Below are 17,162 nucleotides of genomic sequence, written 5' to 3' on the forward strand. Positions count from 1 at the left end.
CCTGAATCCGCCGTTGCACCCGCCCCTGCATGCTCAGTAAACCGTCGGCCCATTGGGGCCGGTTTGTCTCAGCGTCTGGTAATGGATCGGAGTGAGTCATGTCGGATCGTGAAGTAGGTACAGTCAAGTGGTTCAACGACGCCAAGGGTTTCGGCTTCATCAGCCGTGATAATGGCCCTGACGTGTTTGTACATTTCCGCGCCATCACGGGTTCGGGTTTCAAAAGCCTGCAGGAAGGGCAGAAGGTGAGCTTCAAGGTCGTCGACGGCCAGAAGGGCTTGCAGGCTGAGGACGTCACGCCCGTTTGATTGCGGTGGCGGAACCTGTTTGAAGAGGCCGGCATATGCCGGCCTTTTTTTGTAGTGGCCGCGTCAATTCGCTAGCCTGTCGGAATGTCCGATCATTCTGCTGAAAATGTCATTGCCGCAGGAATTCAACCGGTGGTGATTCCGGTTGCGGTTGCCGACGGTTCCCGTTCCGAATTGCTGTGCGCGCAGCCCACCGGCGACTGGCGTCGATTGTTGTATTGGATTCCCGCCATGGGTATACCGGCCCGGCATTATCTGCCGCTCGCCGAGGCGCTGGCGGCGCACGGAGTGGCGGTGGCCGTGCACGAGTGGCGCGGCATCGGATCCAGCAATCGGCGCGCCGGCCGTGCCTGCGACTGGGGTTATCGCGAACTGCTGCAGGACGACCTTCCCGCCGGGTTGGCGGTGTTGCGCGCACGCTGGCCGCAGGCAACCTGCTGGCTGGGCGGGCACAGTCTGGGCGGTCAACTGGGTTCGCTATACGCCAGCCTGCATCCGGCCGAATTTGCCGGACTGCTGCTGGTGGCCAGCGGCGCGCCGTACTGGCGCCGGTTCCGGCATCGCTGGCTGATCGGTGCGGCTTACGTGTTGGCACCATGGCTGGCCGGTCTGCTGGGTTATCTGCCCGGCCGCCGGATCGGCTTTGGCGGCAACGAGGCCCGTGGCGTGATTGCCGACTGGTCGCGCACGGGGCGCACCGGCCGCTACGCGGCGGCCGGCATGCCCCAGGATTTCGAACAGCAACTGGCGTTACTGCAACTGCCGTTGCTGGCATTGCGCCTGCGTGACGACTGGCTCGCACCGCAGGCGTCGCTGGACTGGCTACTGGGCAAGCTGGGGCCAGGCGAACGCAGCGTGGACGTGATCACGCCGCAGGATCTGGGCGGTCCGGCCGATCATTTTGGCTGGATGAAAACGCCTGCCCCTATCGCTGCCCGCATCGCCCGCTGGCTCGTGGCGCAAGATGCCGTGGTCACCGCACACGCCGGCACGGTCGCTTGATTCCAGGGACATCCGCCTGCATCTGGATGGGCTGTCCCTGCTGGAATGTACAGATGAATCTGTTTGAATCGTTCGCCCAGCGCAGCCTCGGCTTGCGCAATCGCTTGGTGGTGTCGCCGATGTGCCAGTACTCGGCCAGCGACGGCATGCCGAATGACTGGCATATGGTGCATCTGGGCAGCCGCGCCGTCGGTGGCGCGGCGGTGGTGATCGCCGAAGCCACCGCGGTGTCGGCGCAGGGACGCATTTCGCCGCAGGACACTGGCCTGTGGAATCAGGCCCAGCTGGAAGCGTGGCGACCGATCGCCCGCTTCATCAAGGCGGAGGGTGCGGTCCCCGGTATTCAATTGGCCCACGCCGGGCGCAAGGCCAGCACGCTGCGGCCGTGGCAAGGCCATGGCCCGGTGCCGGCCGGGCACGGCGACTGGCTGACCGTGGCGCCGTCGGCATTGCCGTTCGATAAGGGTTGGAACGTACCGCAGGCGCTGGACGAAGCCGGGATCCGCGCGGTGGTGGCGGACTTCCGTGCCGCCGCGCAGCGGTCGCTGGCGGCCGGCTTCGAGTTGATCGAGCTGCATGCGGCACACGGCTACCTGCTGCACCAGTTCCTGTCGCCACTGAGCAACCAGCGCAGCGACAACTACGGCGGCAGTTTCGAGAATCGCAGCCGCATCGTGCGCGAAATCATCGTCGCCGTACGCGAGGTATGGCCGGCCGAGCTGCCGCTGTGGCTGCGCATCTCGGCCACGGACTGGGCCGATGCGGGTGGCTGGGACATCGAACAGAGCGTGCGGCTGGCGGAAGAAGTGAAGTCCCTCGGCGTGGATCTGATCGACGTCTCCAGCGGCGGCCTGCTGCCGCACGTGAAGATTCCGCTGGGGCCGGGCTACCAGGTGCCGTTCGCCGCGCGCATCCGGCGCGAAGCCGGCATCGCCACCGGTGCGGTGGGTCTGATCACCGAAGTCGAGCAGGCCGCCGCGATAGTCGCCAACGGCGAAGCCGATGTCGTGCTGATGGCTCGCGAAAGTCTGCGCGATCCGTATTTCCCGCGCCGTGCAGCGCAGTTGCTTGATGCGCAGATCACCGCGCCGGTGCAGTATCAGCGTGCCTGGTGAGCCGAAGGAGAGCTTGATGGAAATCACCCCCACACTGATTGCCGACGCTCGCGTGCACGATCTCGGCGATGGCTTCATGGTTCGACGCATGCTGCCCGTGCTGCAGGTACGCCACGTCGGTCCGTTCGTGTTCTTCGATCATATCGGGCCCGCCCAGTTCACTGCCGGCAAAGGCATGGACGTGCGACCGCATCCGCATATCGGCCTGGCCACGGTGACCTGGCTGTTCGATGGTGCGATCCGTCATCGCGACAGCCTGGGCAGTCTGGCCGACATCTATCCCGGCGAAGTGAATTGGATGACGGCCGGCCGCGGCATCGTGCATTCGGAACGCACGCCGCCGGAAGAGCGCCAGAGCGGACAGCAGCTTCACGGCATCCAGGTCTGGGTGGCGCTGCCGCAGGCCGATGCCGAGGTGGAGCCGGAATTTCATCACCACGACCGCGCCGCGTTGCCGCAGATACGTCAGCCCGGTGTCGAGGCCGTGCTGATCGCCGGCAGTGCCTACGGCGAGCACTCGCCGGTGAAGGTGTTCGCGCCGATGTTTTTTCTGGAAGCGCGTTTGGCCGCTGGTGCCGAACTCGCGCTGCCGCAGGAGCACGCCGAACGCGGCGTGCATGTCGTCGAAGGTGCGGTCAGCTGGGGCGCGCTGGACGTCGGTGCCACCCAGATGGCGGTGCAGGCCGGATCCTCGGCGCCATCGTTGCGCGCGCGCGCGGAGAGCCGAGTGATGCTGTTCGGCGGCGCGCCGCTGGATGGCGAGCGCCATCTGTGGTGGAACTTCGTCGCCAGCACACGCGAGCGCATCGAGCAGGCCAAGGCGGAATGGCGGGAGCAGCGTTTCGGCAAGGTCCCCGGTGACGAGGTCGAGTTCATTCCGTTGCCGGAGCGCTGATCTTCTGCGCACCGAGCTGGTTGCAGCGGCTTCATCTGGAGGTTCGCATGTCCGAATTCACCCGTTTCCATGAGTTCTATCCGTACTACCTCGGCGAGCACCGCAACCGCATGTGCCGGCGGCTGCATTTCATCGGCAGCACACTGGTGATCCTGATAGTGCTGCTGGCGATCGTCAGCGGCGAGCCGCGCTGGCTGTGGTTGGCGCCGGTCGCGGGCTACGGCTTTGCCTGGGTCGGGCATTACGTCTACGAGAAGAATCGCCCCGCGACGTTCCGCCATCCGCTGTACAGCCTGATGGGTGACTGGGTGATGTATTGGCAGGTGCTGAGCGGGAAGATCAAGTTCTAGGGAATCTCGAAAAAACCGCTAACGGCGAGGCTCCCTCGAGCCTTAATCGTATTTCCGATGGCAGTCGTGGCAGGCCTGCAGCACCGGCTTGATGGTGGCGTCGAGCGCGTGGCAGTCGGCCGGCGACGCCTGTGCGGCATCCGCCAGTACGCCGCGCAGTCTGCCCGCGAGGTGCAGAAAATCCGGATCGGCGCCTGCGAAGGCCGGCGCCACATCGATCGAGGCCATGGACATCTGCTGCAGTTTGAGGCGGCTCGCACCGGCTTCGCACTGACCGGAAGCGACGGACTGCTTGAGCCCGTCGATGTGATATTCCATCACGTTCATCAACGCCTTGGGCAGCGGGTTGCGCGACCGGAACACGCTGGTTGCGAAGGCTGCGCTGATGATGCCGATGGCCAGTCCCAGCACGATCAGCAAGGTCGCTCGCATGGGTGATCCTCATGGACGCCGGATGGGCGGAATGAGGCGAGCATAGCCCGGCTTGGCTCGTGCGCAGGGCACAGAAAATGGCGTTTTTCCCCGCCGAAATGGCGGGTTCTGCGGTGTGCGTATCAGTTGCTTCAGCGGTATTGCTGATGGCAGCTCTTGCAGGTTTCGCCGATGGGCTTGACCGCCGCGGCCAGTGCCGCGCAGTCCGCAGGCGCCGCTTGCACGGCCTGCTGCAGGTGGGTCTGCAACTCACCCGCCTTGTCGGTAAACGACTTTTCGCCGATCCCGAACACCGGCACGATATCGGTGGCAGTGGACTGCACGCGCTCCAGGTGATGCTGGATCTTTGCGGCGTCGCACTGCTTGGCCTTCAACGCGTGGCTCAGTTCGCCCATGTGGTAGCCCATCGTCTCCATCACCGCCTTCGGCATCGGATTGCGTGCAGCCAGCACGTTCATGACTTGAGCTGTGCCGAGCACGCCAACCACCAGTCCCAGCAAGATCATGAGAGCAACGCGCATCGGTTCGGTTCCATGGCAGACGAAGAGAACCGCAAGAATAACCCGCGTCGATGCCGCGCACGATAAAATGACCGCCACACCGCAGCAGGCCAAGCCAGTGATACTCACGAACACGATCAAGCTCCCCGTCGGCAGCATGCCGGCATGAGCGAGCTGGCATTTCCGGCCGAGCGCTTTGCCGGCGTCGAACGTCTCTACGGCAACGGCAGCGTGGCTACGCTGGCGCAGGCACATGTCTGCGTGATCGGCATCGGCGGCGTCGGCTCATGGGCCGCCGAGGCGCTGGCGCGCAGCGGTGTGGGCCGGCTCACCCTGATCGACGCCGACGAGGTCTGCGTGTCCAACACCAACCGCCAGCTGCATGCGCTGGACGGCGAATACGGCAAGCCCAAGGTAGGCGTGATCGCGGCGCGCGCGCATGCGATCAATCCGACGATCCGGCTGGAAGCGATCGAGCGCTTCCTCACCCCATCGACACTGGACGAACTGCTCGACCGCGGCTACGACGTCGTGCTCGACGCTTGCGACGCATTCCGCGTGAAGCTGGAGACGATCGCCTGGTGCCGCCGGCGCAAACTGCCCATCGTCAGCGTGGGATCGGCCGGCGGGCGTACCGACTCCACCCAGATCCGGGTGCGCGATCTGTCGCGCACCGAACACGACGCGATGTTCAGCCTGATCCGCAAAAAGCTCCGCACCGACTTCAACTTTCCGCGCAATCCCGATCGCTACTTCGGCGTGTCGGCGGTGTACTCGCTGCAGAACGTGCAATACCCGCAGCCGGACGGCACGGTGTGCGGCAATCGTCCGCCGGGTGGTGACGCGTTGAATCTCGCCTGCGGCGGCGGGCTTGGTGCGGCCACGCATGTCACCGGGGCATTCGCCTTCGCGGCGGTGGGCAAGGTGCTGGAGAAGCTGCTGGGGAAGGGCGAGAAGTGAGTGAAGAGGAGAGAGATAAAGAGAGAAAGCGAGCTTCTACTCATTTCTCACTCCTCTCCACTCACCCCTGCTTCCTCACCAACCCATGTAATGCCCACCATTGATCGCCAGGTTCGCCCCGGTGATCCAGCTCGCCTGGTCGCCGGTGAAGAACGCCACTGCATGCGCGATCTCGTCCGGCCGGCCGAGACGTCCCACCGGGATCTGCGCCACAATCTTCTCGCGCACCTCTTCTGGCACCGCCATCACCATGTCGGTGCCGACGTAGCCGGGCGACACCGTGTTCACCGTGATGCCGAACTTCGCGTTCTCCTGCGCCAGCGAAATCGAGAAGCCGTGCATGCCAGCCTTGGCGGCCGCGTAGTTGGCCTGGCCGTACTGTCCCTTCTGGCCGTTGATCGAGCTGATCTGCACGATGCGGCCCCACTTGCGCGCGCGCATGCCTTCGATCACCGGGCGGGTAACGTTGAAGCAGGCGTTCAAGTTGGTGTTCACCACGTCCATCCACTGCTGATAGGTCATCTTGTGGAAGGTGGTATCGCGGGTGATGCCGGCGTTGTTGATCAGGATATCCACCGGCCCGCACTGCTTCTCGATCGCCCGGATCATCGTCTCGCTGCTTTCCGGATCGGAGACGTCGCCCGGCACCATGCACACCTCGATACCGTCCTTCGCCATCGCTTGGCGCCATGTCTCGGCCTTGGCCGCGTCGCGGTAGTTGGTGGCGACCTTGTGTCCCTGGCCGGCCAGGTAACGAACGATCGCGCTGCCGATACCACCGGTGCCGCCGGTGACCAATGCCGTACGCTGGGTCATATCCTTGATCTCCTGTGAGGTGAAGCAGAGGGCTGTTATATCGGCATCATGCCAAGGCATTGCTGCAATCGCACGGCATGCCGATACCTAACCTGCTTTATAGCGTTTCAGGCGACAGAGTGACCGCTGCAATGCGGCAAAAGTGCGGGATCGAAATTCGCCAGCGCATGCGCCAGCAGATTCTGCACGTCCGTCGCGGCTGCCAGAGTCGGTACTGACAGAAAGGTCAGCGCCTGCCGCAAAGCGGGCAGTGGATTGGCGGGATCGACCGGGCTGGCCTGCTCGGACTTGGACAGCTTGCGACCGTCCGCCCCCATCACCAGCGGCAGGTGCCGATAAGCTGGCGTCGGCAGGCTCAGGCAGCGCTGCAGCCAGATCTGGCGCGCGGTGGAATCGAGCAGATCGCTGCCGCGTACCACCTCGGTGACGCCCTGGAACGCATCGTCCACCACGCAGGCCAGCTGATAGGAATAGAAACCCTCGGCGCGGCGTATCACGAAGTCGCCGACGCTCTCGCGCAGATTCTCATGCTGTGGCCCCCGCAGAGCGTCGTTGAAATCCACCTCGATATCCGGCACGCGCAGGCGCCACGCCGGCGGCCGCTCGGGGTCGGCGGCGGCAATGCACTGGCCATCCCGATGCAAACCGCCTCCGGCCGCCAGCTCGCTGCGGCTGCACCAGCACGGAAACAGCTGGCTCGCAGCTCGCAACTGCTCGAACGCCACGTCATACGCCGCGATGCGCTGCGATTGAAACAGCGGCGGCGCATCGGCCAGCAGCCCGAACGCCGGAAGCGCCGCGAGGATGCCGGCCGCCGCGCCGGCGACCTCGCGCGGCGGGTCGATATCCTCCATCCGTACCAGCCATTGCCCGCCAGCGTGTCGCGCATACAGCCAGCTGCCCACGGCAGCCACCAGCGAGCCAAAATGCAGTTGCCCGGTGGGCGAGGGGGCGAAGCGGCCGCAGTAGGTCATGCGGCCATTTTAAGCCACACATCGGCCGTCGACGGACACCGTGGACCCTTGAAACTGTGCACCCGTGCCCCGAATTTTCATTCACGTGCCAGTGTCGACATCGGCGCGTATCCCATTCATGACTGCCACACCCAAGAGAGAGACAGCCATGCGTCGCATTGCACTGTTCATCGGTACCAACCTCGCCGTCCTGCTCCTGCTGAGCATCGTCTGCCACCTGTTCGGCATCGACCAGATGGCCGCCAGTCGCGGCTATGGCGGCATGGGCGGCCTGCTGGCGTTTGCCGCCGTGTTCGGCATGGGCGGCGCCTTCATCTCGCTGGCGATGTCCAAGATGATCGCCAAGTGGACCACCGGCGCGCAGGTGATTACCCAGCCGCAGAACGAGACCGAGCGCTGGCTGGTCGACACCGTGCGCCGCCACGCGCAGCAAGCCGGCATCGGCATGCCCGAGGTGGCGATCTACGACGCGCCGGAGATGAACGCGTTCGCCACCGGCATGAGCAAGAACCACGCGCTGGTCGCGGTGAGTTCCGGCCTGTTGCAGCAGATGGATCGCGAGCAGATTACCGCCGTGCTCGGTCACGAGATCGGCCACGTGGCGAATGGCGACATGGTCACGCTGACCCTGATCCAGGGCGTGCTCAACACGCTGGTGATCCTGGCCGCGCGCATCGTCGGCCGGGTAGTGGACAGCTGGCTGTCCGGCGGTCGCGACAGTCGCGACGGCGGCGGCATCGGCTACTTCGTGGTGGTGATGGTGCTGCAAGTGGTGTTCGGCCTGTTCGCCTCGATGATCGTGGCCGCGTTCTCGCGCTGGCGCGAATTCCGCGCCGATGCCGCGGGCGCGCAGTTCGCCGGTCGCGGCGCGATGATCTCCGCGCTGCAACGCCTGCAGGCCAATCACGGCGAAAGCACCTTGCCCAGCACCATCGCCGCGTTCGGCATCTCCGGTCCGCTGGCCGAGGGGATGAAGAAACTGTTCATGAGCCACCCGCCGCTGGACGAGCGCATCGCCGCGCTGCGGAACGCCGCATAGGCGCGATTGCACCGTAAACTTCCCTGATTCGTCATTCCGGCCTGCGTCGGCATGACGATCAAGAGAATTCAACATCCACGCAACAACGGAACATCCACGCATGAACGCACCCGTCGAAACCCGCAAATTCGAAGCCGAAGTCGCCCAGGTGCTGCACCTGGTCACACATTCGCTTTACTCGCACAAGGAGATCTTCCTGCGCGAGCTGATCTCCAACGCCTCCGACGCCTGCGACAAGCTGCGCTTCGAGTCGATCGCCAAGCCTGAGCTGATGGCCGGCGACAGCGAGCTGCATATCGACGTGAGCTGGAATCCGGACGCGCGCACCGTCACCATCCGCGACAACGGCGTCGGCATGAATCGCGACGAAGTGGTGGCGAACATCGGCACCATCGCCAGCTCCGGCACCAGGCGCTTCCTTGAAGCGATGTCCGGCCAGCAGAAGGCCGATGCACGGCTGATTGGCCAGTTCGGCGTGGGCTTCTATTCCGCCTTCGTGGTGGCCGACAAGGTCACCGTCATCACGCGCCGCGCCGATGCGCCGGCGAGTGATGGCGTGAAGTGGGAGAGCGACGGCAAGGGCGAGTATTCGCTGGAGCAGGTCGAACTGGCCGAGCGCGGCACGGCCGTCATCCTGCACCTGAAGGCCGATGAAGACGAATTCCTCAAGCGCTGGCAGCTGCGCTCGCTGATCACCAAGTACTCCGACCACGTCGCCTTCCCGATCCGCATGCCGACAGAGAAAGACGGCAAGCCCACCGACGAATTCGAAACCATCAATGCCGCCTCGGCGCTGTGGACCAAGCCGAAGTCGGAGATCAGCGACGCGGACTACCAGAGCTTCTACAAGTCGCTAGGCCACGACTTCAACGACGCGCTGGCGTGGACGCACAACCGCGTCGAAGGCAGCCAGAGCTTCACCACTTTGCTGTACATCCCCTCGCAGCCACCGTTCGATCTAATGATGGGCGGCCGCGACGAGCGCAAGGGGCTCAAGCTCTACATCAAGCGCGTCTTCATCATGGATGCGGCCGAGGAGCTGCTGCCGAACTACCTGCGCTTCGTGCGCGGTGTGGTCGACGCCGACGACCTGCCGCTCAACGTCAGCCGCGAGATCCTGCAGCAGAACCGCCAGCTCGACCGCATCAAGTCCGCCTGCGTCAAGCGCGTGCTCGACCTGATCGAGAAGCTGGCCAAGGACGAGCCGGAGAAATTCGCCACCTTCTACAAGGCGTTCGGCAACACCCTCAAGGAAGGCATCAGCGAAGACGCCAACAACCGCGAGCGCATCGCCAGGCTGCTGCGCTTCGCTTCCACGAAAGGCGAGGGCAGCGCACAGACCGTCTCGTTCGACGACTACATTGGCCGCATGCCGGTGGGCCAGGACACCATCTGGTTCATCACCGCCGACAGCTACGCCGCCGCCATCGGCAGCCCGCAGCTCGAAGCATTCAAGGCCAAGGGCACCGAAGTGCTGCTGATGTCCGACCGCATCGACGAATGGATGCTCGGGTCTTTAAGCGAATACAGCGGCAAGAAACTGCAGAACGTCGCCAAGGGCGAACTGCCGCTGGACGAAGCAGACAAGAAAAAGCAGGAGGAGTCCGCGAAGGAGGCCGAGCCGCTGGTCAAGAAGCTCAAGGATCTGCTGGGCGACCGCGTCGGCGACGTGCGCGTCTCCGCCCGCCTCACCGACTCGCCGTCCTGCCTCGCGCTGAGCGATTACGAAATGGCTCCGCATCTGGCCCGCCTGCTGCGCGAAGCCGGCCACGACATGCCCGACAACAAGCCGACGCTGGAGATCAATCCGCAGCACGCGTTGCTCAAGCGCGTGGAAGCCGAAGCCGATGAGGCGAAGGCGAAAGATCTGGCCACGCTGCTGCTGGAGCAGGCGGAGATTGCCGCCGGCGCGCAGTTGCCGGATCCCTCGGCGTTCGTGCAGAGGTTGAATCGAGTGTTGCTGGGGTAAGGCGCGGCGCGCCTTGCTGATATGAAAAGGCCCGCCATCCGGCGGGCCTTTTCTTTTCTCCCACTTCCCCTTGATGAGAGGGGAGGGCGGCGCGTGCTCGCCAGGATCCTACCTATCCGTCATCCCAGCGAAAGCTGGGACCCAGCGTCTTCCACTCCCTGTCGAGCGTGCATCTCAGCCACAAATCCATCATCGAGACGCTGCCTTGCCCAGGTAACCCGAGCTGTCTACAAAGGCCCGTACGGCCTTCTTGTCGTCGAAGTTGAGTTCGATCATCTGCTTGATAGCCAGCCGCTTGTCGGCGGACTGGCGGTAGTAGGCCTGGCAGATCGCATAACCCACGTAATAGCCGAGATCGCGCACGCCGAACGGAGCGCCCGTGCTGGCGTAGAGCCAGCCACCGGTGTCTTCCTTGTCCATGTCACGGACGAAAGCGTCGCGGATGACGGCGTCGTGCCCGGGGCCGTAGGTTACATAGTCGAGGGGCGGCAGATGGCCGGTGACCTGCTCGGCGACGAAGTCGGCAATACCTTCGTAGAGCGACTGACCGAGCAAGTCCTTTGCCTGGCCGTGCTCCTGGGTGTGCACGAACTCATGCACGACCAGCAGTTCCATATGGTCGAACGGGCGGCTGTGAAAATAAGTCCGCAACCAGGCCTGTGTCTTCGGCGTCATCTCGCTGATATCGACGGTATCGTCGCCGGTGGCCAGCTCAGCGCCGATCAGCACCTTGTCGCGCTGAGTGGTGCCGCCCGATTTCAGCGCACCGATCGCGAAGTAGATGCTGGCCGGACGCATCGCCGGATAGAGCGCCTGAAACCTGCGCAACTGCGGCTCCAACGCAGCAATGGCCGAGGGCGCGCGCAGCGTATGCGGACGTATGGATATCCAGTAGTGCGGGTAGCTGCGAATGGCGTCAACGTAAGACTGCGCGGTATACCCCTTGGCTTGCATGAAAGCGTGCAAGCCCGGCGTACCGCGATCGATGTACTGCTGCTGCATGATCAGCAACTGCCGCGCGGGATCGCCCACCTTGACCGCGGCGTCATAGGCCTCCCAAAAATGGTCTATGTCCACCGAGGACGCGGTCGGTCTAGCGGTCACCTCGCTCGCAGCGGCAGCGCTCATCCCCAGCGCAAGCAAACAAAAGGCCGCAACAGCGGCCAACCAGCGTATCGACGTCATTGCGGCTTTCTCCCTTGCGCGGCCACGTCCAATCGTGGCTGACCCGCGCTTCGATGCGCGACAACGGCAAGCGGTTTAAATGCTCGTCTCTTTACTCCCTCTCCCTATGGGCGACCGAAGGGAGTCTCCTTGCGGGTGGAGGAGGGCTGCGGTGAGGGGCGGGTGCTCGCGAGAATTCCGCCGTTCGTCACTCCAGGTTAGCCAAGGACGCGCCTGTTGCCGCGATGAAACTTCAAGCAGAATGCACGATCCGCATTGGCGATGCATCGGAGCCCGACATGTCAGCGAACGCAGCCATCTTCCGTCAACTGCATGGTGGCCCGCAGCCGTTGCGGCTGCCCAATGCCTGGGACGCCGGCAGTGCCAGGTTGTTCGAAAGCCTCGGCGCCGCGGCCATCGCCACCACCAGCGCGGGTCTGGCCTGGGCGCTTGGTTACGCGGATGGGGGAAAGCTGCCGGTGGACGCCGCGGTCCACGCCGCCGCCTGCATCGCACGCGTCCTCACGGTACCGTTGTCGGTCGACATGGAGAACGGCTACTCCGACGATGCCGCGACGGTAGGCGAGACGATACGGCGACTGCTCGATGTCGGCGTCGCCGGCATCAATATCGAGGATGGCGCCAACGCGCCGGCCGTGCTCGCCGCGAAAATCGAAGCGATCAGGAACGCCGTCGCCAAGGCGGGTTCGGACATCTTCGTGAATGCACGCACCGACGTGTACCTGGCCAACCTAGCCGATGCCTCGCGGCGGGTCGATGAAACGCTGTCGCGCGGTGCGATCTATCGCGCGGCCGGTGCCGATGGCTTGTTCGTTCCCGGCCTGAATGATCCGGCGGAGATCAAGGCCATCGTGGCCGGGGTGGGTTTGCCGCTCAACGTGATGGCGTGGCCGGGCCTGATGCCGGTCGACGAACTGGGTCGGCTCGGCGTGCGGCGCTTCAGTGCAGGCTCCGGCATTTCGCAGATGCTGTGGGGCGAGGCGGAAGCACTGGCGCGGGATTTTCTCGAGAATGGGTGCTCTGAGTCGCTGGCCAATGGCGCGATGCCGTACGGGCGGATCCAGGCTTTGTTCGCTGGAACGTAATCGGTAAAGCACTCGCTCGAATCCTACCTGTCCGTCACCCCAGCGTAGGCTGGGGTCCAGTGCCTTTGGCTCTATGCTCGCTGTTGCATCGGCACCCACAGGCAAGAGCTTTCGTGCCGCTGCACGGCCCGAGTCACTTTCTCTTTGTGTGGCCAAAGAGAAAGTAACCAAAGAAAAAGGCCACCCCGCTTGGCGCTTGCCGCTCATCCATGGGCAGCAAGTCCGTGAGCTGTGGCCGGGCTTTTCGACCGGACTCCTGTCCGGGCGAAAAGGCATCGACATCCCTGTCGATGCCCGCTACGCGGCCTGTCGTCCCCAGCTCGCCGCCGCACAGGGGCCCCCGGTAGAGCGGCGGGCCATCCTGGCCCGCACACGGTGTGCCTACTGCGCGGGCGATGGTGAATTAACTACTTCCGTCCCCTTTGCGCCCTTTGCGCAGCGGCAGAGGGCAATCAAGTTCTACAAAGCTAGACCTTAGCCTGTGCTCGCTTGAGTCCGGAAGCCGGCTCCAACAGGTGAGCAGGACTGACCTTCAGGGCTTTTGCAAGCTTATAAATGTTCAGTAGCGCAATGTTGCGCTGACCGCGCTCGACGCCACCGAGATAGCTGCGGGCGAGCCCGCTTTCGAGTGCAAGGCTCTCCTGGGAAAAACCCTTTGCCTTGCGGACTTCTGCCAAGCGCTGGCCGAAGATTGTTCTGGGATCTGTGGCCATCTTGGGCTGTCCTCCTTCGTCGTAGACGAGCCTAGGGAGTGGGGCGTTATGAGGCCACGTCTTATAAGATCACGCTCTATAAGTGACAAATTCGGCGACACATATTAGGATCGGGTCTGGGAGATGCGCTGTGGTTGCTGCGGGCATGGACCGATGCGATACCTGCGTCGAATAAACACCCTTCGGGGAAAAACGCCCTAAGTCTATGAGCGGTTTCTAACCTCCCGACACCCCGTCCGTCGTCATGCCGTGGACGGGCACTTCTATGGAACCAGGAGGCGACCATGTCGACGTTCGATTCGGATGATTTGGCAACGATGGGCTATTTCCTGCCGGAGGACAGCCAGCTGCGGCTGAAGAAGCTACGTGAGTACGTCGAATTCCTGTCGCATATAGCGCAACCGCGAACGGCGGACGTGCAGCAGGAATGGATCCCCGAGATTAACGTGGGGGAAGTGGCGGTCTGCCTGGAATGGTTGGCCGAGCAGGTGGGGCTGGTGCTGGACGAGATGTCTTGGCCGGCCTACCGGTCCGAAAGGGAGGCTGCGCTGGGTGCCGGCGCGGAGCCTGAAGCCGCCGAGGAGATGCCCGGCAATGCGGATGAGCGCTACCGCTTCGGCATGACCATGGAGCAGATCGATACGCTCAACCGGCTGATCGACATGATCGTGGCCCATGGCGATGTGGTGATCGCCAGTGATGAGGCCGAGTTCGCCGACCACACGCTGTCGGTGCTGGGGGATGCCATCTTCAACGACGCGAGGGCGGTGCGCGAGATCATCCGCCAAGTGGAATTGCAGAGGCTTGGGCAGGCGCGCGGTTCGCAAACCCACGTGGGCGAAGAGCGGGCCACATACCATGCCGGGCCAGTGCGTTTGCCTGTTGCAGAACGCCAGCTTGTTGACGAATCATTGCCAGCGCAGCTGACCAGGTTCGCCGCATAACTTGACCGACATCGCCAACCCGTTGACCATCCGACCGGAGGTCTCATGCCGATCCGCGGCAGACCTCCCGCAATGCATAAAGGGGACAGTGTTGGACAGCGTAGTGAGCTCAGACCAAAGGATTCAGCGTCTTGCGCACGGCTGGGCAGACTATCGACGTCGACAGTGGCTTGCAGGGCTTCTATTTATCGGGTTCCTTCCGTTGGTTTTCCTGATTGGGTTGGGGATCGAACGAGTGACCGACTCCGACAGCCTGGTTGTAATGCCGGCCGCTGCCCTAATGTGCGCGACGATTTGGGCGGCCACGCACTTCATTTTCTTTCGATGCCCAAGCTGCAGTCACCGGTTTCATATCACCACCGCACTTCGTTTGACCAAAGGACGCAGCTGCCCACACTGCGGACTGGAGCGCTACCAAGCTGACTGACGGCTTTGCGTGAGATGTATCATGCGGGACGTCTGCTTCCACCACCCATAGCTGTCATTCGAGCCGGTCCCCGTGGACTACCATGCTGCAACGCGAGCGGTCGTCGACCACGGAGAACAGCCGAAGTCGGCGACGACCGGGCCATTCATCGCCCGTCAGAGTAGGTGACTCATGAACTGGGGCTTTCCTGGTTCGCGGCCTGGGACGAAGCGCACAATCGGGACGCAACTGGTGCCACCCTAGTTCTACGCCTACAGTTCTATTTGATGGCGACCGCTTCGGCTTCACGAGGTTGCCAACCACCACCGAGTGCCTTGAACGCTGCGACCGCTGCACGTGCTGATTCCGTTTGCGCCTGCGCTCGCGCATCCGAGGTTTGCAGCAGCGTCTGGTCGGCATGGAGCACGTCGATCAGGCTCGCGGCACCGTTCTGATATGCAATCGATGAAGATTCGCGCGCCCGGGCCAGCGATGCTTCGCCCTGGCTTAGCGTGACGGCCTGTTCCTCGCGGTTGACCAATGCCGAGAAGCTGTTCTCGACATCCTCGGTTGCGCGAAGAACGGCTTGGCGATACGCGGCCAGCACTTCCGCATCCCGTCCCTTGGCCGCCTTGATTTGCGGATTGATGCGACCGAAGTCGAACAGGCGCCAGCGCAGACCCAGCACGCCCGCTGCCTGGCTCGCTCCGCCGGTAAACAGGTTGCCGCTGGAAACCGTTGTGGCACTGCCCAACAGGCCGCTGAGCGAAAACTTCGGGTAGTACTCGGAGATGGCCTCACCGATCCTCGCATTGGCCGCAGCGAGATGCCGTTCGGCGACGATCAGGTCGGGCCGGCGCTGGAGCAGATCCGCGGGCGAGCCGAGGGAGGCAATCTTCGGCGTGGCCGGTATCGGCGCGGCTGCCGCAAGTTCAGTCCGGTGCGTACCCGGAGGCGACCCCAGCATCACATCCAGCGCGTTCATTGCCGCATCAAGTTGGGTCTGGAGAACAGGTACTGTCGCTTGGACTTGGGCAAGCTCCCCCTCCGTTTGCCGTACCTGATATTCGGCGGCGAGGCCCTTGCCGTAAAGCAAGCTGACCTTCGCCAGCAACTCTTGCTCGACCTTCACCTGCCGCTGGGTAATCTCAAGACGAGTCTGCAGCCCCCGAATGGCGATGTAGATATCCGCAGTCTGGGCGGCGACTTCCAGTCGCGTGGCGGCGACGCCCGCTTCCGATGCCTGATAGTCCGCCAATGCAGCCTCGCGTCCGCGCCGCAGCCCCCCAAAAATATCGACCTCCCAACTTGCGCCCAAGTCTACCTCATAGGCGTTGCCCCATCGGTCATAGTTGGGTGTGGCATTGAGTACTTTCCCCAACGGGGTCTCAGTCGATTGATGTGCCCGGGCCGCCGATCCACTGATGTTGCCCGAAGGAAGCAGCGCGGCGTCGGCGCCGCCGAGCGCGGCACGCGCCTGCGTGACACGTGCTGACGCTTGCGCCAGATCCAGGTTCTGCTCAAGGGCCAGCGACACGAAGTGCGACAGCAGCGTATCGTTAAAACCCTGCCACCATGTCGCGAGGTCGGCAGTGCTTGCCGCATGTTGTTGCTCAACCGCTGTTTGCCCCATGTAGTGAGCCGGAAGCGGTGCGTCGGGCCGGCGATAATCCGGGCCAACTGCGCAACCGGCGATGACGCTGGTGCACAGTAGAAGGGCGAGAGAACGGCGGGGAAGCATGAGTGTCCTCGGGACGACAGTTGAGTGGTGACTATATTACGATATAGTCACTCGTTGTCAACGTTCCACGGCCGCGGTATGCTCTTGGCATGACCAAAATCCCTTCCCTCGCCCCGCAAGAGCGGGGACCGTTGGACCATGACGTCCGCACCCAGATCGTCGACGCTGCAACCGAGCACTTCAGCCACTTCGGCTATGAGAAGACGACCGTTTCCGACCTCGCCAAAGCCATCGGATTTTCCAAGGCCTACATCTACAAGTTCTTCGGTTCCAAACAGGCGATTGGCGAAGTGATCTGTTTTGGCTGCCTGACTACGATCATGACGACAGTGGGCGAGGCCATTTCCGATGCTCCCACTGCATCCGAACGTTTGCGCCGGATGTTCCGGGCGCTAGTGAAAGCCGGCAGCGACCTGTTTTTCCACGACCGCAAGCTCTACGACATTGCCGCCGCAGCGGCCAGCGGGCCATGGCCCTCCGTGCTGGCCTATGAAGAACATATCAAGCAGCTCATCACGCAAATCATCGTCGAAGGTCGTGATTCGGGCGAATTCGAGCGCAAAACCCCGCTGGACGAGACCGCCAACGCCATCTATCTGGTGATGTGTCCCTACGTCAACCCACTCTTGCTCCAGCACAATCTTGACCTCGCCGCCGAGGCCGCAACGCAGCTTTCCGGCCTGGTTCTGCGCAGCCTGGCGCCGTGACTGGATAAAGATTGATAAGTG

The 17,162-nt window shown here is 63.4% G+C and carries 18 protein-coding genes; 11 read left to right on the forward strand and 7 right to left on the reverse strand.

Annotated elements, in window-relative coordinates:
- The first annotated feature begins 98 nt into the window (after positions 1-98).
- The 5 genes from BUA26_RS16205 (at position 99) to BUA26_RS16225 (ending at position 3,670) form a co-directional block, all read left to right on the forward strand.
- Positions 99-308: a cold-shock protein gene (locus BUA26_RS16205; RefSeq protein ID WP_072761891.1), complete on the forward strand. Its 210-nt coding sequence runs from the start codon at positions 99-101 to the stop codon at positions 306-308.
- An 84-nt stretch (positions 309-392) separates the two neighbouring features.
- A complete protein-coding gene (locus tag BUA26_RS16210; RefSeq protein ID WP_072761892.1) occupies positions 393-1,310 on the forward strand; it encodes an alpha/beta hydrolase family protein in 918 nt (305 codons plus the stop codon).
- 53 nt (positions 1,311-1,363) lie between these two features.
- Positions 1,364-2,425 (forward strand): NADH:flavin oxidoreductase/NADH oxidase, encoded by a 1,062-nt coding sequence (locus BUA26_RS16215; protein ID WP_072761893.1) that lies wholly within the window; start codon positions 1,364-1,366, stop codon positions 2,423-2,425.
- A 16-nt stretch (positions 2,426-2,441) separates the two neighbouring features.
- A complete protein-coding gene (locus BUA26_RS16220; RefSeq protein WP_072761894.1) occupies positions 2,442-3,320 on the forward strand; it encodes a pirin family protein in 879 nt (292 codons plus the stop codon).
- 47 nt (positions 3,321-3,367) lie between these two features.
- A complete protein-coding gene (locus BUA26_RS16225; protein ID WP_072761895.1) occupies positions 3,368-3,670 on the forward strand; it encodes an Mpo1-like protein in 303 nt (100 codons plus the stop codon).
- 42 nt (positions 3,671-3,712) lie between these two features.
- Here the strand turns inward: BUA26_RS16225 and BUA26_RS16230 are convergent, their stop codons facing one another.
- Positions 3,713-4,102, reverse strand: a complete 390-nt coding sequence (locus BUA26_RS16230) for a hypothetical protein (protein ID WP_072761896.1) — start codon at positions 4,100-4,102, stop codon at positions 3,713-3,715.
- Between the two features lie 131 nt (positions 4,103-4,233).
- A complete protein-coding gene (locus BUA26_RS16235) occupies positions 4,234-4,623 on the reverse strand; it encodes a cytochrome c (protein WP_072761897.1) in 390 nt (129 codons plus the stop codon).
- A gap of 144 nt (positions 4,624-4,767) precedes the next feature.
- Between BUA26_RS16235 and BUA26_RS16240 the strand changes: the two genes are divergently transcribed.
- Positions 4,768-5,562 carry a tRNA threonylcarbamoyladenosine dehydratase gene (locus tag BUA26_RS16240; protein WP_072761898.1) on the forward strand — a complete coding sequence of 265 codons (795 nt, stop codon included), beginning with the start codon at positions 4,768-4,770 and terminating at the stop codon, positions 5,560-5,562.
- Positions 5,563-5,637: 75 nt separating this feature from the next.
- On the opposite strand, the gene phbB is transcribed toward BUA26_RS16240, so the two are convergent.
- Together phbB and gluQRS are read right to left on the reverse strand one after the other, a co-directional pair.
- Positions 5,638-6,378: an acetoacetyl-CoA reductase gene (phbB, locus tag BUA26_RS16245; protein WP_072761899.1), complete on the reverse strand. Its 741-nt coding sequence runs from the start codon at positions 6,376-6,378 to the stop codon at positions 5,638-5,640.
- A gap of 107 nt (positions 6,379-6,485) precedes the next feature.
- Positions 6,486-7,352, reverse strand: a complete 867-nt coding sequence (gluQRS, locus tag BUA26_RS16250; RefSeq protein WP_072761900.1) for a tRNA glutamyl-Q(34) synthetase GluQRS — start codon at positions 7,350-7,352, stop codon at positions 6,486-6,488.
- 148 nt (positions 7,353-7,500) lie between these two features.
- On the opposite strand from gluQRS, the gene htpX reads away from it, so the two are divergent.
- Entirely contained in the window at positions 7,501-8,391 is an 891-nt protein-coding gene (gene htpX / locus BUA26_RS16255) for a protease HtpX (protein WP_072761901.1), read from the forward strand.
- 100 nt (positions 8,392-8,491) lie between these two features.
- Positions 8,492-10,360 (forward strand): molecular chaperone HtpG, encoded by a 1,869-nt coding sequence (gene htpG / locus BUA26_RS16260; RefSeq protein WP_072761902.1) that lies wholly within the window; start codon positions 8,492-8,494, stop codon positions 10,358-10,360.
- A gap of 189 nt (positions 10,361-10,549) precedes the next feature.
- Here the strand turns inward: htpG and BUA26_RS16265 are convergent, their stop codons facing one another.
- Positions 10,550-11,488 carry a DUF2268 domain-containing putative Zn-dependent protease gene (locus BUA26_RS16265; RefSeq protein WP_072761903.1) on the reverse strand — a complete coding sequence of 313 codons (939 nt, stop codon included), beginning with the start codon at positions 11,486-11,488 and terminating at the stop codon, positions 10,550-10,552.
- A gap of 335 nt (positions 11,489-11,823) precedes the next feature.
- Between BUA26_RS16265 and BUA26_RS16270 the strand changes: the two genes are divergently transcribed.
- A complete protein-coding gene (locus BUA26_RS16270; RefSeq protein WP_072761997.1) occupies positions 11,824-12,630 on the forward strand; it encodes an isocitrate lyase/PEP mutase family protein in 807 nt (268 codons plus the stop codon).
- Positions 12,631-13,097: 467 nt separating this feature from the next.
- Here the strand turns inward: BUA26_RS16270 and BUA26_RS16275 are convergent, their stop codons facing one another.
- Entirely contained in the window at positions 13,098-13,343 is a 246-nt protein-coding gene (locus BUA26_RS16275; protein WP_072761904.1) for a helix-turn-helix domain-containing protein, read from the reverse strand.
- Between the two features lie 284 nt (positions 13,344-13,627).
- Here BUA26_RS16275 and BUA26_RS16280 point away from each other — a divergent pair, with 284 nt between their 5' ends.
- The gene (locus BUA26_RS16280; RefSeq protein WP_072761905.1) at positions 13,628-14,287 is read left to right on the forward strand and encodes an XAC0095 family protein; all 660 of its coding nucleotides are present in this window, start codon (positions 13,628-13,630) and stop codon (positions 14,285-14,287) included.
- 686 nt (positions 14,288-14,973) lie between these two features.
- On the opposite strand, the gene BUA26_RS16285 is transcribed toward BUA26_RS16280, so the two are convergent.
- Positions 14,974-16,434, reverse strand: coding sequence for an efflux transporter outer membrane subunit (locus BUA26_RS16285; protein WP_072761906.1), 1,461 nt, complete (start codon positions 16,432-16,434; stop codon positions 14,974-14,976).
- A gap of 89 nt (positions 16,435-16,523) precedes the next feature.
- Between BUA26_RS16285 and BUA26_RS16290 the strand changes: the two genes are divergently transcribed.
- Positions 16,524-17,141 (forward strand): TetR/AcrR family transcriptional regulator, encoded by a 618-nt coding sequence (locus tag BUA26_RS16290; RefSeq protein WP_072761907.1) that lies wholly within the window; start codon positions 16,524-16,526, stop codon positions 17,139-17,141.
- The last annotated feature ends 21 nt before the right edge of the window (positions 17,142-17,162 follow it).

Source organism: Rhodanobacter sp. OK091 (assembly GCF_900142825.1).
GTDB lineage: Bacteria > Pseudomonadota > Gammaproteobacteria > Xanthomonadales > Rhodanobacteraceae > Rhodanobacter.